Below are 15,476 nucleotides of genomic sequence, written 5' to 3' on the forward strand. Positions count from 1 at the left end.
TTCTAGTATGAAAAGACTGACTCCATATAGCTGGCTGATTCTGATTATATTCTCCTCCTGTCTGACTGGTAATAAAGTAGCAAGTACTGATAAACAGATAGAAAGTTTATTATCACAAATGACTTTGGAAGAGAAAATTGGAATGTTGCACAGTAACACGATGTTTTCAAGTACCGGTGTTCCAAGGCTTGGCATCCCCGACCTGCACTACTCCGACGGACCTCACGGAGTAAGATTTGAGGGAGTAGCCAATGGGTGGGAATCCGCCCGATGGGATAACGACGCATGTAGCTATCTACCTGCATTAAGCGCCTTAGCATCTACTTGGAACCGTGATCTGGCACAGCTATATGGAGAAGTTCTTGGAGCTGAATGTAAAGCACGCGGTAAGCATGTGAGCCTGGCTCCGGGAGTCAACATTCACCGTTCCTTACTCAATGGACGTAATTGGGAATATTTCAGCGAGGATCCTTTCTTCTCCGGTGAACTGGCTGTTCCATATATACAAGGAGTACAGTCACAGGGAGTAGCCTCTTGTGTGAAGCATTTTGCTCTGAATAGCCAGGCATACAACCAGTACAAAGTGAGTGTAGAAGTAGACGAACGCACCTTACACGAAATTTATCTTCCGGCTTTTGAAGCTGCCATACAACGAGGTGGAGCCATGGCAGCCATGGCGGCATATAACAAGGTTCGAGGGTTGTGGTGTACGGAAAGTCCTTATCTTCTTGATACTTTACTTCGTGATGAACTAGGATTTGACGGATTAGTCGTATCGGACTGGAATGCAGTCCATAACACAGAGCGAACAGCTCTGTGCGGTATGGATGTCGAAATGGGAACAAGCATCAAAGAAAATGGGAAATATGCTTTCAATAAATATTATTTAGCCGATCCTTTATTGAAGAAAGTACGTAATGGAGAGATTCCGGAAGAAGCCGTCAACAAAAAAGTACGCAATATTCTGAAATTGATGATTCGACTTGATTTAATAGGACAAGTTCCTTATGACACTACAGGTATGGCAGCCAAACTTGCAATACCTGCCCATACTAAGGCTGCCAGAGAAATAGCGGAGGAATCATTGGTATTATTGAAGAATTCCAAAGATATGCTACCACTAGACCCTGCACAATACAAGAATGTCGCAGTGATTGGCGCAAATGCGACCGAAGTATTTGCAGCAGGAGGTGGCAGTACAAAACTTAAAGCTAAATATGAAGTTACTCCTTTGGAAGGGCTACAAAATCTTTTAGATGGAAAAGCCCGGATCGAATATGCACCCGGTTATCAATTGAGTAAAAAGGCGTATAAGGTTGGTCATTGGTTCACGAACGAATTTGATAAATCCGATGAAGAGCTATATAAGAAAGCAATCAATACAGCTGCCCAAGCAGAATTGGTTATCTATATAGGTGGAACCTCCCACGAACATGGTTCTGACTGTGAAGGGTACGATAAGCCGAATTTAAAGCTTCCTTACCAACAGGACAGATTATTAAAAGGTATCCTGGAGGTTAATCCCAACACTGTAGTGGTACTAATCTCCGGTGGCCCCGTCGAAATAGGAGAATGGTATAATGATGCTACGGCATTACTGCACGGCAGTTTTCTAGGGATGGAAGGAGGAAATGCACTGGCACGTACATTGTTTGGAGAAGTCAATCCTTCGGGAAAACTGACTACTACCTGGTGTAAGCATCTGGAAGATATGCCTGATCACGTATTTGGAGAATATCCGGGTATAAACGACACCGTCCGTTTCAAGGAAGGGCTTATGGTCGGCTACCGCTACTTCGATACTTACCGTGTAGTCCCCCAATTTGAATTCGGTTATGGATTATCCTATACCACTTTTACTTATTCAGACATAAAGATGAAACCTGTATGGAAAGACTCGGACACAGAGTTTGCCGTATCATTCACCATTACTAACACAAGAAAACGATATGGCCAGGAAATTGCACAGTTATATTTGCATCAAAACAAATGTTCTGTAGAACGCCCGTTTAAAGAATTAAAAGGGTTCACTAAGGTTGGCTTAAAACCGGGTGAATCCAAACAAGTCACTATCAAGTTACCGCGCCGCGCCTTACAATACTACGATACTGAAAGTAAACGCTGGAAAGACGAACCAGGTATGTTTACAGTATTAATAGGCGCATCGTCACGGGACATCAAATTACAGAAAGATTTCGAACTGAAAAAATAAAAAACACATGGGAAACAATAACCTTATAAGCAGCAAAAAGACATACTACATATCAATTGCAATTCTGGCAGGGATGTTCTTTATCTTCGGATTTGTGTCGTGGGTCAATGCCATACTGATTCCATACTTCCGCATATCCTGTGAACTGACACATTTCGAATCCTATTTTGTCGCCTTTGCATTTTATATCGCCTACTTTGTAATGGCTATCCCCTCGGGAGTACTTCTCAAGAAAGTGGGATTCAAGCGAGGTATTATGTATGGTTTTATGCTTACCGCCTTAGGAGCTTTCTTATTTGTTCCGGCAGCATTAGCCCGTCAGTTCGAGATATTCCTGGCCGGTCTGTTTTCCATCGGCACCGGATTAGCCATATTGCAAACTGCCGCTAATCCTTATGTCACTATTATCGGTCCTATTGATAGTGCCGCCAGACGAATCAGTATTATGGGAATATGCAATAAATTCGCAGGTATCATCTCACCACTCATATTTGCTGCATTGATATTAAATGTTACCGACAAGGAGCTTTTTGCCACTATAGAATCGGGGACTTTAGACATAGTCACAAAGAACGCTATGCTTGACGAATTAATACAACGCGTCATTGTGCCTTATGCTGTTCTAGGCGTTATTTTACTGTTTACCGGTATCGGTATCCGTTACTCCATTCTGCCTGAAATCAACACAGACGAAGAAAACAGCACGGAAGATACAGGTAGCCACCATCACACCAGAAAAAGTATTTTCGACTTTCCTTACCTTATCTTGGGAGCAGTGGCTATATTTCTTCATGTAGGAACACAAGTTATCGCAATTGATACAATCATTAATTATGCCAATTCGATGGGTATGGACCTGCTCGAAGCTAAAACATTTCCCTCATATACATTGGCCTGCACTATGATTGGTTATCTGCTGGGGATTCTGTTAATACCCAAATATGTTTCACAAAAAAATGCACTTATAGGGTGTACCATCACCGGATTACTCCTTTCATTCGGAGTTGTATTTGCAGATTTTGAAGTAACCCTGTTCGGTCATCATGCCAATGCCTCCATTTTCTTTCTGAATGCATTGGGTTTCCCGAATGCTTTAATCTACGCAGGTATCTGGCCACTTTCCATTCATGGACTGGGGAAATTCACCAAAACCGGTTCCTCTCTTCTTATCATGGGATTATGCGGCAATGCCATTCTGCCTCTGATATATGGTCATCTGGCAGATATGTATAGTCTGCGTTTCGGTTATTGGGTATTGATTCCCTGCTTTTTATATTTGGTTTTCTTTGCAGTTAAAGGTCATAAAATAGACTCCTGGAAATAAATTAAAAACGAAATAATATGGAAAGACTCATCATAACAAATGGAAAACTCATTCTGCCAACAGGCATAGAAATGGGCCAAACATTGATATGCGAAAATGGAAAAATTGAGCAGATTATTCCCAATGAAAGCTATCAACCGCTCGTCGGTGACAAGGTAATAGACGCCCGTCAGAATTATGTTTCACCAGGATTCATCGACATGCATATCCACGGAGGAGGAGGACATGACTTCATGGATGGTACTGTTGAGGCTTTTCTCGGAGTGGCCGAGACACATGCCAAGTATGGTACTACCGCAATGGTTCCCACCACACTCACCAGCACTATTGAGGAGTTAATGACGACGTTTACCGTATATCGGAAAGCCAAAGAAATGAATATCAATGGTTCGCAGTTTATCGGTTTACATTTGGAAGGACCTTACTTTTCACCGAAACAATGTGGTGCGCAAGACCCGAACTTCCTGAAAAAGCCGCAAGCAGAAGAATATAATGCCATTCTGGAAGCCTCAAAAGATATTATCCGTTGGAGCGTAGCTCCTGAGTTGGAGGGTGCTCTAGCACTAGGGCAAACTCTGCAACAACATCATATTCTCCCCTCCATCGCTCATACCGACGCGATTTATGAAGAAGTTGAGAAAGCCTTTACAGCAGGTTATACACATGTGACCCACCTTTATTCGGCCATGTCATCAGTGACCCGCAAAAATGCTTTCCGCTATGCCGGAGTAGTAGAAGCCACCTACTTGATTGAAGATATGACAGTGGAGATTATTGCCGATGGCATACATCTTCCGAAACCCCTGCTCCAATTCGTATACAAGTTCAAAGGAGTTGATAAAACAGCCCTCTGCACTGATGCCATGAGAGGAGCGGGTATGCCGGACGGTGAATCGATATTAGGTAGCCTCAACAACGGTCAGAAAGTCATTATCGAAGACGGAGTGGCCAAAATGCCGGATCGGAAAGCTTTTGCCGGTAGTGTTGCAACAACCGACCGACTGGTTCGAACCATGATATATTTAGCCGGTGTTCCTCTCATTGACGCCGTCCGTATGATGAGCCTGACGCCCGCCCGTATTCTTCATATTGACAAAGAAAAAGGTTCTTTAGAAATCGGTAAGGATGCCGACATAGTCATTTTTGATAATCAAATAAATATAAATAATACAATATTAAAAGGCCATGTTATCTATACTAAATGAAACGAAGACCAAAGTTTTTCAGCAGGAACAATTAACAGTTCGAATTTTCCCGTCCATTCAAGAGATGGGCAGTGCAGCCGCAAAAGAAGTCGGCGACCAAATTTGTCGCTTATTGGAAAGCAAACCGGAAATAAATATGATTTTCGCCGCTGCCCCCTCACAAAATGAGTTTTTGAGTCATCTGATTCATGACAAACGCATCGACTGGACCAGAATAAACGCTTTTCATATGGATGAATACATCGGTATACATCCGGAAGCCCCACAAAGTTTTGGACATTTCCTTAGAATTCGTATCTTTGACAAAGTTCCTTTCAAGAAAGTCAACTATCTGAATGGTCTGGCGGAAAACCTTGAAGAGGAATGTCAGCGATATGCAGACTTGCTGACTAAGCATCCGGTTGACATCGTTTGTCTGGGAATTGGAGAAAATGGGCATATTGCTTTCAATGATCCGGATGTAGCAGACTTTAATGATCCCAAACTTGTGAAAGTAGTTGAGCTGGATCCAATATGTCGCCAACAGCAAGTCAATGAAAAATGCTTCATGACACTAGACTTAGTACCCAAAGAAGCTTTAACACTCACGATACCGGCTTTGCTAAGAGCTGAATGGATGTTTTGTATCGTCCCGTTCAAAAATAAAGCTCAAGCAGTCTATCAGACTGTTTATGGTGAAGTTTCAGAAAAATGTCCGGCCAGCATATTGCGAAGAAAAGAAAATTCTTCATTATATTTGGACCCGGAAAGTGCAGAAAGAATTAATTTATAAAGGATTATGAAAAACAGAATCTCACTTCTTCTTATACTACTGGCTATCAGCTTCAGTATACACGCACAAAAAGTTATGCGGATCGGAATTATTGGTCTGGACACATCCCATTCCACCGCTTTCACCGAACTGATTAATAGTGGTTCGGATGAGACCTTTTCCAAAGGTTTTAGGGTAGTAGCAGCGTATCCGTACGGTTCAAAGACTATTCAATCCAGTTACGAACGAATCCCCGGATACATTGAAAAGGTCAAAGCAAATGGCGTGGAAATCACCTCATCAATAGCAGATTTACTGGAAAAAGTAGACTGTGTCCTTTTGGAAACCAATGACGGCAGACTACATTTGGAACAAGCCGTCGAGGTATTCAAATCAGGTAAGATATGCTATATTGACAAACCTATCGGAGCTACTTTAGGAGATGCAATCGCTATTTATGAAATGGCAGAAAAATACAATGCGCCTGTTTTTTCCTCTTCTGCTCTTAGATTTACTCCTCAAAACCAGAAATTAAGAAATGGAGAATTTGGCAAAATCCTTGGAGCCGATTGTTATTCTCCTCACAAAGTGGAACCAACGCATCCGGATTTCGGTTTCTATGGTATTCATGGAGTAGAAACATTATACACAATTATGGGGACAGGATGCGAATCAGTCAACCGGATGTCTTCAGATAGAGGGGATATAGTAGTAGGACGATGGAAAGATGGTAGAATCGGAACTTTCAGAGCGATTATAAAAGGACCGCAAATTTATGGTGGAACTGCCTATACTTCAAAAGGAGCAGTAGCCGCAGGAGGTTACCAAGGTTATAAAGCGCTTCTTGAGCAGATTCTTAAATACTTTCAAACAGGAATTTCACCTATCTCCAAAGAAGAGACAATCGAAATATTCACTTTCATGAAAGCATCCAATATGAGTAAAACAGAGAATGGAAGAATTGTCACATTGGAAGAAGCTTATCAAAAAGGTTGGAAAGATGCCCGAAAACTAATCAAAACTTATAAAAAGTAAGAGAATGAAATCTATATATAAAGGGACTGCCATTATAGCAATTTTATTTATAGTCGTTTCTTGTTCTTTCTCGAAAAAGCAAGCTGCGAATAGGATGGAGACAAATGATCTACCCCAATTGGAAATAGTAGTACTCGATCCCGGACATTTCCATGCCAGCCTGCTTCAAAAAGAGAAATTGACAGATGTCAGTGACACCATCCGGATATATGCCCCCGAAGGAACAGGCGTCAATCAATATCTGGAAAGCATTGATTCTTATAACCAGCGGGCGGAATCTCCTACGACATGGAAAAAACAAGTATATACCGGAGATGATTATCTCCAGAAAATGCTTGCCGATCATAAAGGTAATGTAGTAGTATTGGCTGGAAACAATCAGAAAAAGACGCGCTATATCATGGAGTCTATCAAAGCCGGATATCATGTCCTTGCCGATAAGCCACTGGCTATCAATCCACAGGATTTCAAGTTATTGACAGAAGCCTATCAACTCGCCAAAGAAAAGAATCTTCTTTTATACGATCTGATGACGGAACGTTATGATATCCTCAATATCATAGAAAAAGAGCTTTTGCATCAGACGGAATTATTCGGAGATTTACAAAAAGGTTCACCGGACAATCCATCTGTCATAATGGAAAGCGTGCATCATTTTTTCAAGACAGTTTCTGGCAAGCCATTAATTCGCCCGGCATGGTATTACGATGTAGAGCAACAAGGAGAAGGCATTGCAGATGTTACAACACATCTGATCGACCTCATCAACTGGCAATGTTTTCCTGATGAAACGATTCATTATCAATCGGATGTCACCGTGAATGCCGCCAAACACTGGCCAACTCCAATTACATTAGCAGAGTTCAGTCAATCGACACAAATCGATTCTTTTCCCGCTTATCTTAACCGATACATAAAAAACGATGTATTGGAGGTGATGGCAAACGGAAGTCTCAACTATACCGTTAAAGGGATTTGTATAGGAATGAAAGTCACATGGAATTATACTCCACCCACTAACGGAGGAGATACATTTACTTCCATAAAGAAAGGAAGTAAAGCCACTTTAAAAATCGTTCAGGATGAAAAAAATGGATTTGTAAAAGAGCTATATATACAGAAAGAACCGGACATTGACAATCGGACATTTGAAGCTCAATTGCAAAAAACAGTGGAACAGCTTCAAATAACTTATCCGTTCTTATCTGTCAAAAACAAAAAGAATGGAACTTATCTGATTGACATACCACAGGAAAAACGATTAGGACACGAAGAACATTTCAGCAAAGTGGCAAAGGCTTTCCTGCATTATGTACACAATCAGGATATGCCGGAATGGGAAAATGAAAATACACTAGCTAAATATTACATTACTACTACTGCTGTAGAAATGGCAAAGAAAGGAAACAAATAAACAAAACAATAGGTGTTAGAAACAAGATGCAAATATTATGAAAATGAAGCCATGTTTCATGGCTTCATTCCTCATATCATGGGGACCCGATTCGATATCCTGCTCATTCATTCCGATATCGACCGAGTGAATACACTTTGGGCAGATATTACCTATGAACTGGAGCGATTGGACAAAATATTAAATCGTTTTGATCCTCATAGTGAAGTTTCCAAGATTAATAATCATACTTCTCAAAACAAGATTCAAATCAGCAAAGAGATGGAATCAATCTTGCAACTTTGCTCATACTATTATGAAACCACTTCGCACTTATTCGACATTACATTAAAAGACTTCTCCAGAATACAACTTCATGAACATTCATGCATCTCCTTCATATCTCCTAATATTTCACTTGATTTTGGAGGTTTTGCCAAAGGATATGCTTTAAAAAAAATAAAAAAATTCATAGAACAAGAGAATGTTAGTGATGCATTTGCTAATTTTGGAAACAGTTCGATCCTAGGCATAGGACATCATCCTTATGGAGATTGTTGGAAAGTCAGCTTTCTGAACCCGTACAATCAGTCTCTTCTAAAAGAATTCGATCTACAGGATACAACATTATCCACTTCCGGCAATACGTTACAATATACCGGACACATTATGAATCCGCTTACAGGCATATTTAATGAACAACGAAAAGCAAGTTCTATCCTGTCCTCCGATCCGTTGGAAGCCGAAGTTCTCAGTACGGTCTGGATGATTGCCAATGAACAAGAACAAAGAAAGATTTCAGAAAAGTTCAATAATATACAAGCAACCCTATACAATTTATGATATGAAAGAACATAAAGAAAAAGGAGTAGACTTAGAACTCAGACAATTTATAAAAAGCCTGGGATATGTTGCCGGAGGAACTGCTTTATTAGCTACCACTCCCTGGCTTACTTCCTGTACCCCTGAAAAGCTAAAAGAGATCAAGCATGAAAAAGCACGAATCGCTTTAATTGGCACTGGTTCCAGAGGACAATACCACATTCATAACCTCAAAGAAATTCCACACGCGCAAATTGTTGCCGTATGTGATAATTATGCTCCCAATCTTCAGCAGGCATTGGAGCTTTGCCCGGATGCCAAGTCCTATACAGACTACCGTAAGCTGCTGGAATCGAAAGATATCGATGGAGTCATCATATCCACACCACTAAACTGGCACGCTCCTATTGTATTGGATGCTTTGGCTACAGGCAAACATGTTTTCTGCGAAAAAGCAATGGCACGTACTTTAGAAGAATGCAAGGCAATTTACGATGCATATCAAGAGACCAATCAAGTACTCTACTTTTGTATGCAACGAATGTATGACGAGAAGTATATCAAAGGGATGCAAATGATTCATTCCGGATTGATCGGAGATGTGGTAGGAATGCGTTGCCATTGGTTCAGAAATGCAGACTGGCGCCGTCCCGTCCCCTCACCAGAACTGGAACATAAAATCAACTGGCGATTGTACAAAGAAAGCTCAGGCGGATTAATGACCGAACTGGCCTGTCACCAGCTGGAAGTATGCAATTGGGCAGCTAAAAGAATGCCGGTAAGTATCATGGGGATGGGTGATATTGTTTACTGGAAAGACGGTCGTGAAGTATACGATAGTGTAAATGTGACTTATCGATATTCCGACGGAACCAAGATTGCCTACGAATCATTAATCGCCAACAAGTTCAACGGAATGGAAGACCAAATTCTGGGAAGTAAAGGTACGATGGATATGGCCAAAGGTATTTATTACCTGGAAGAAGACCATTCTACTTCGGGCATCCGCCAACTGATTGACCAGGTAAAAGACAAAGCTTTTGCCGCTATACCAACAGCGGGACCTAGTTGGCGACCGGAAACAAAAATGGAATACACTCCACATTTTATCATTGACGGAGATATTCACGTTAACAGTGGTTTAAGTATGATCGGAGCAGATAAAGACGGATCAGATATCATTCTATCCTCTTTCTGCCAATCTTGTATCACTGGAGAGAAAGCACAGAATGTAGTAGAAGAGGCTTATTGTTCTACGGTCCTTTGCTTACTTGGGAATCAAGCAATGGATAAACAACGCCATATCCTCTTCCCCGACGAATATAAAATACCCTATATGAAATTCTAAACTATGAAAGATATTATTATCACCTCAAAAAAGTTGAAACAAGAAAGGAATATCTTTCTTCTAAGTTTCCTGCTTGCATTTATCATCAACGTAATTGCAATCATTATCTATTCCCGCCCATGGATTGAAATAATATCCCAAATCGGGTATGTCATCGTGATTAGTTTTTTCATCTATCTTATCTTATGGATTCCTCGAGGAATCATAACATTCTCAATCCACCTTTTCCGAAGAAAAAAATAAGAGATTTACGTTTTTTGAAGGAGAATTGACGGAAAAGCTCATTCACATATTCTAATAACAACCTAATTTTGGAGAAAAATAGATACTATGACAACAAGAAGAGATTTTATCAAAAAAACAGTAGCAAGCACAGCTGCACTTTCATTAGGAAGCATACTTCCAGGATTCGGTTCAAGCCGTTATCAAGATATTCTGGGAGCTAACGAAAAAATACGTATCGGAGTCATTGGAGTGAATTCGAGAGGTAAGGCCCTGGCGCAAGGATTTGCCAAACTTCCAGATTGTGAAGTAACTTACATTTGCGATGTAGACTCTAGAGCATTAGAAAAATGCCAGGCTGCTATCCACAAAATAACCGGACGTACTCCCAAAGGAGAAAAAGACATTCGTAAGATGTTAGAGTCGAACGATTTTGAAGCAGTGGTGATTGCTACCCCTGACCATTGGCATGCCAAAGCAGCCATTATGGCTATGCAGGCCGGAAAGCATGTTTATCTGGAAAAACCGACCAGTCATAATCCGGCAGAAAATGAAATGTTGGTTCGAGCCGCTTTGAAATATAACCGGATTGTTCAAGTGGGTAACCAACGCCGCTCCTTTCCCAATGTAATTAAAGCTATGGAAGAAATCAAATCCGGTTCTATCGGAAAAGTGAGATATGCCAAATCTTGGTATGTCAATAATCGCCCTTCCATTGGAACAGGGAAAGTTGTACCTGTACCTGATTATCTGGATTGGGATTTATGGCAAGGTCCTGCCCCACGTGTTGCAGATTTCAAAGATAATTTCATCCATTATAACTGGCATTGGTTCTGGAATTGGGGAACAGGTGAAGCGCTCAACAATGGAACCCACTTTGTTGATATACTCCGCTGGGGATTGGGCGTAGATTATCCTACAAAGGTTGATTCTATCGGAGGTCGGTATCGTTTTCAAGACGACTGGCAAACTCCTGACACACAACTTATCACCTTCCAATTTGGCGACGAAGCATCTTTTTCATGGGAAGGACGTAGTTGTAATACGATGCCGGTAGACGGATATGGAGTAGGAACCGCATTTTATGGAGAAAACGGAACTCTCTTCATTGGCGGTGGCAATGAATATAAAATTGCAGATATAAAAGGTAAAACGATTAAAGAGGTAAAAAGTGATTTAAAATTTGAGACCGGCAATCTGTTGAATCCATCCGAAAAGTTGGATGCCTTCCACTTCCGAAACTGGTTTGATGCCATTCGTAAAGGAACAAAGTTAAATTCCGGAATTGTAGATGCCTGTATCAGTACCCAGTTGGTACAATTAGGTAATATTGCCCAACGTGTCGGACATTCATTACAGATTGATCCGGGAAGCGGACGAATTCTTAACGATTTGGAAGCTAATAAACTTTGGGGAAGAGAGTACGAAAAAGGTTGGGAAATACGGGTTTAAAGCATGTACCCATTTCTCGTTTTTTCATTAGGTTATAATTTTACAGAAAGGCATGTCTTTGATAGGATATGCCTTTCTATTTTCCTTCCGTAAAGCTGATTTATACCCTTTTAACACACGGAATATTCACCGTTTTTCATCGAAATCTCTTTTATTTTTGTATTTTTGCGTGCGTATGCGTTAAAATTATAGTATATACGAATTTTATGAGTGACGAAATCAACGAGATAACGGAAGAACATTCAGACTACAAACCGGCGGACGCGCGGGACGAAAGCGTAAAACATCAGTTAACAGGCATGTACCAGAATTGGTTTCTGGACTATGCTTCATATGTTATTCTGGAACGTGCCGTACCTCACATCAATGACGGTTTAAAGCCTGTGCAACGTCGTATCCTGCATTCTATGAAACGTCTGGATGACGGGCGGTATAACAAAGTGGCAAATATTGTGGGACACACCATGCAGTTCCACCCGCATGGGGATGCTTCTATCGGGGATGCCTTGGTACAGTTGGGACAGAAAGACCTGTTGATTGACTGCCAGGGTAACTGGGGTAATATCCTCACCGGAGACGGTGCGGCTGCTCCCCGTTATATCGAGGCGCGTTTATCCAAGTTTGCGCTGGATGTTGTCTTCAATCCCAAAACTACCGAATGGAAATTGTCATACGACGGACGAAATAAGGAACCAGTCACTCTTCCTGTGAAATTCCCGTTATTACTGGCGCAGGGAGTGGAAGGTATCGCCGTTGGACTTTCTTCCAAGATATTGCCGCATAACTTCAACGAACTTTGTGATGCTTCCATCAGCTATCTGCGTGGGGAAGAATTCCAACTGTATCCCGATTTCCAGACAGGCGGCTCGATTGATGTAGCCAAATACAACGACGGAGAACGTGGCGGAGCAGTGAAAGTACGTGCCAAGATCAACAAGATTGATAACAAAACACTTGCAATCACAGAGATCCCTTATGGGAAAACCACTTCAACAGTGATCGACTCTATCCTGAAAGCTGTTGATAAAGGAAAAATCAAAATTCGCAAGGTAGATGACAACACAGCTGCCAACGTAGAAATATTAGTGCATCTGGCACCAGGTACATCATCGGACAAAACAATCGATGCATTGTACGCATTCACCGATTGCGAAGTAAGTATCTCACCCAACTGCTGCGTGATTGATGACAGCAAACCTCATTTCCTCACTGTCAGCAAAGTCTTGAGAAAGTCGGCAGACAACACGCTGGATTTGCTAAAGCAGGAGCTGGAAATCAAGAAAAACGAAATACTGGAAGCATTGCACTTTGCTTCGCTCGAAAAGATATTTATCGAAGAACGCATCTATAAGGACAAAGAGTTCGAGCAATCCAAAGATATGGACGCAGCTTGTGCTCATATTGACGAACGCCTGACACCTTATTATCCGAAATTTATCCGTGAAGTCACCAAAGAGGATATTCTCAAACTGATGGAAATCAAAATGGGGCGTATTCTGAAATTCAACTCGGACAAAGCGGATGAACTGATTGCCAAGATGAAAGAAGAAGTGGCCGAGATTGATAATCATCTGGCTCACATCGTAGATTATACCGTCAACTGGTATCAGATGTTAAAAAACAAATACGGCAAGAACTTCCCGCGCCGTACAGAACTGCGTAACTTCGACACCATCGAAGCTGCCAAAGTAGTAGAAGCAAACGAGAAACTTTATATCAACCGCGAAGAAGGATTTATCGGAACAGCCTTGAAAAAAGACGAGTTCGTGGCATGTTGTTCGGATATCGATGATGTCATTATCTTCTTCCGCGACGGTAAGTATATCGTTACTCCTGTTGCCGACAAGAAATTCGTCGGCAAAAACGTTCTCTATGTCAATGTATTTAAGAAGAACGATAAACGTACGATCTACAATGTAGCCTACCGCGACGGAAAAGAAGGAACGACATACGTAAAACGTTTCGCCGTGACCTCTGTAGTTCGCGACCGCGAATATGATGTCACACAGGGAACTCCCGAATCACGGATTACCTATTTCAGCGCCAATCCGAATGGAGAAGCCGAAATCATCAAGGTGACACTGAAACCGAATCCGCGTGTACGTCGTATCATTTTCGAGCATGACTTCAGTGAGGTCAGCATCAAGGGACGTCAGGCACGAGGCGTGATTCTTACCCGCTTGCCGGTACATAAGATATCCCTGAAACAAAAAGGAGGTTCCACGCTCGGTGGACGTAAAGTATGGTTTGACCGTGACATACTCCGCCTCAACTATGACGGACGAGGTGAATATCTGGGTGAATTCCAAAGCGACGACAGCATATTGATTGTTCTGAACAACGGTGATTTCTATACTACCAACTTCGACTTGAGCAACCACTATGAAGATAATGTAAGCATCGTGGAGAAGTTTGATCCTAACAAGATATGGACTGCCGCGCTTTACGATGCCGACCAACAGAATTATCCGTATCTGAAACGTTTCTGTTTTGAGGCCTCCAACCGTAAACAAAACTACTTGGGAGAAAATAAGAACAACCGTCTGATCCTGCTGACCGACGAGTACTATCCTCGTCTGGAAGTCATATTTGGCGGACACGACAATTTCCGTGATCCGTTGAATATCGATGCGGATGAATTCATTGCTGTCAAAGGTTTCAAAGCCAAGGGAAAACGTATTACTACCTATGCAGTGGAGACGATCAATGAGCTTGAACCAACTCGCTTCCCCGAACCCTCACAAGAACAACAGGAAGTTCCTGAAGAGGAGCCGGAAAATCTGGATCCGGACAGCGGCAAGAGCGAAGGCGATATTATTGATGAAATCACCGGGCAGATGAAATTATTCTGATGAAGAAAAAACTAATATACCTGGGGCTGACAGGTTGCATCCTGTTCGCCCTTTGCACAAGATTACAAGCGCAGATCGACAGTCTGCAAGCCCATCGGTATGTAACACGTGCCACCATGTATGGTGTCGGATTTACTAACGTTTTCGACACCTATCTTTCACCGCAGGAATACAAAGGAATCGACTTCCGTGTTTCCCGTGAATTGATTCGGATGACCAAGTTGTTTGATGGAAATGTATCTGTGCAGAACTTCTTTCAGGCAAACATCAGCTATACGCACAACCGGGCCGATAACAATAACACTTTCTCCGGATTAGTCAACTGGAACTATGGATTACATTACCAGTTCCGCCTGACAGATAATTTCAAATTATTAGCCGGAGGATTGATAGATGTCAACGGAGGCTTTGTCTATAATCTCCGGAACACCAACAATCCGGCATCCGCACGGGCATACGTCAATCTGGATGCCTCCGGAATGGCTATTTGGCACCTGAAAATCAAACGGTATCCGATGGTGCTTCGTTATCAGGTCAATCTGCCGGTTATGGGAGTGATGTTCTCTCCCCACTACGGACAATCTTATTACGAGATATTCTCTTTGGGAAATTCGAGTGGAGTAATAAAATTTACCTCCCTGCACAATCAACCTTCGTTGCGACAGATGCTCTCCGTCGACCTGCCGATAGGATATACCAAAATGCGCTTCAGCTACCTGGCTGATTTGCAGCAATCCAACGTTAACAATATCAAGACACATACCTACTCACACGTATTCATGGTAGGATTTGTGAAAGACCTATACCGTATCCGAAATAAGAAAGGAACCGCTCTTCCTTCATCGGTTAGAGCTTACTAA

At 41.9% G+C, this 15,476-nt stretch carries 12 protein-coding genes; all 12 read left to right on the top strand.

Annotated elements, in window-relative coordinates; translation table 11 throughout:
- The first annotated feature begins 7 nt into the window (after nucleotides 1-7).
- The 12 genes from CJF29_RS21685 to CJF29_RS21740 all read left to right on the top strand — a co-directional run bounded on the left by CJF29_RS21685 (nucleotide 8) and on the right by CJF29_RS21740 (nucleotide 15,476).
- Nucleotides 8-2,212, top strand: coding sequence for a beta-glucosidase family protein (locus CJF29_RS21685; protein WP_099146334.1), 2,205 nt, complete (start codon nucleotides 8-10; stop codon nucleotides 2,210-2,212).
- 7 nt (nucleotides 2,213-2,219) lie between these two features.
- Nucleotides 2,220-3,536 carry a sugar MFS transporter gene (locus CJF29_RS21690; RefSeq protein ID WP_099146333.1) on the top strand — a complete coding sequence of 439 codons (1,317 nt, stop codon included), beginning with the start codon at nucleotides 2,220-2,222 and terminating at the stop codon, nucleotides 3,534-3,536.
- A gap of 17 nt (nucleotides 3,537-3,553) precedes the next feature.
- Nucleotides 3,554-4,741 (top strand): N-acetylglucosamine-6-phosphate deacetylase, encoded by a 1,188-nt coding sequence (nagA, locus tag CJF29_RS21695; RefSeq protein ID WP_099146332.1) that lies wholly within the window; start codon nucleotides 3,554-3,556, stop codon nucleotides 4,739-4,741.
- Nucleotides 4,722-5,513, top strand: a complete 792-nt coding sequence (locus CJF29_RS21700) for a glucosamine-6-phosphate deaminase (protein WP_099146331.1) — start codon at nucleotides 4,722-4,724, stop codon at nucleotides 5,511-5,513. Before nagA ends, CJF29_RS21700 begins: the two co-directional genes overlap by 20 nt.
- 6 nt (nucleotides 5,514-5,519) lie before the next feature.
- A complete protein-coding gene (locus CJF29_RS21705; protein WP_008642906.1) occupies nucleotides 5,520-6,527 on the top strand; it encodes a Gfo/Idh/MocA family protein in 1,008 nt (335 codons plus the stop codon).
- 4 nt (nucleotides 6,528-6,531) lie between these two features.
- A complete protein-coding gene (locus CJF29_RS21710; RefSeq protein ID WP_099146330.1) occupies nucleotides 6,532-7,941 on the top strand; it encodes a putative oxidoreductase C-terminal domain-containing protein in 1,410 nt (469 codons plus the stop codon).
- 51 nt (nucleotides 7,942-7,992) lie between these two features.
- On the top strand, nucleotides 7,993-8,763 hold the full coding sequence (locus tag CJF29_RS21715; RefSeq protein WP_099146329.1) for an FAD:protein FMN transferase: 771 nt from the start codon (nucleotides 7,993-7,995) through the stop codon (nucleotides 8,761-8,763).
- A 1-nt stretch (nucleotide 8,764) separates the two neighbouring features.
- Entirely contained in the window at nucleotides 8,765-10,090 is a 1,326-nt protein-coding gene (locus CJF29_RS21720; protein ID WP_099146328.1) for a Gfo/Idh/MocA family protein, read from the top strand.
- Between the two features lie 3 nt (nucleotides 10,091-10,093).
- Complete coding sequence (locus CJF29_RS21725) at nucleotides 10,094-10,333, top strand: hypothetical protein (RefSeq protein WP_099146327.1); 240 nt, start codon at nucleotides 10,094-10,096, stop codon at nucleotides 10,331-10,333.
- 87 nt (nucleotides 10,334-10,420) lie between these two features.
- On the top strand, nucleotides 10,421-11,764 hold the full coding sequence (locus CJF29_RS21730; protein ID WP_099146326.1) for a Gfo/Idh/MocA family protein: 1,344 nt from the start codon (nucleotides 10,421-10,423) through the stop codon (nucleotides 11,762-11,764).
- A gap of 206 nt (nucleotides 11,765-11,970) precedes the next feature.
- Nucleotides 11,971-14,616, top strand: a complete 2,646-nt coding sequence (locus CJF29_RS21735; RefSeq protein ID WP_004299586.1) for a DNA gyrase/topoisomerase IV subunit A — start codon at nucleotides 11,971-11,973, stop codon at nucleotides 14,614-14,616.
- A complete protein-coding gene (locus CJF29_RS21740) occupies nucleotides 14,616-15,476 on the top strand; it encodes a DUF3316 domain-containing protein (RefSeq protein WP_004299583.1) in 861 nt (286 codons plus the stop codon). The genes CJF29_RS21735 and CJF29_RS21740 overlap by 1 nt, the downstream gene beginning before the upstream one ends.

Origin of the sequence: Bacteroides celer, from assembly GCF_002632415.2 — a bacterium.
In the GTDB taxonomy this organism is placed as follows: Bacteria; Bacteroidota; Bacteroidia; order Bacteroidales; family Bacteroidaceae; genus Bacteroides.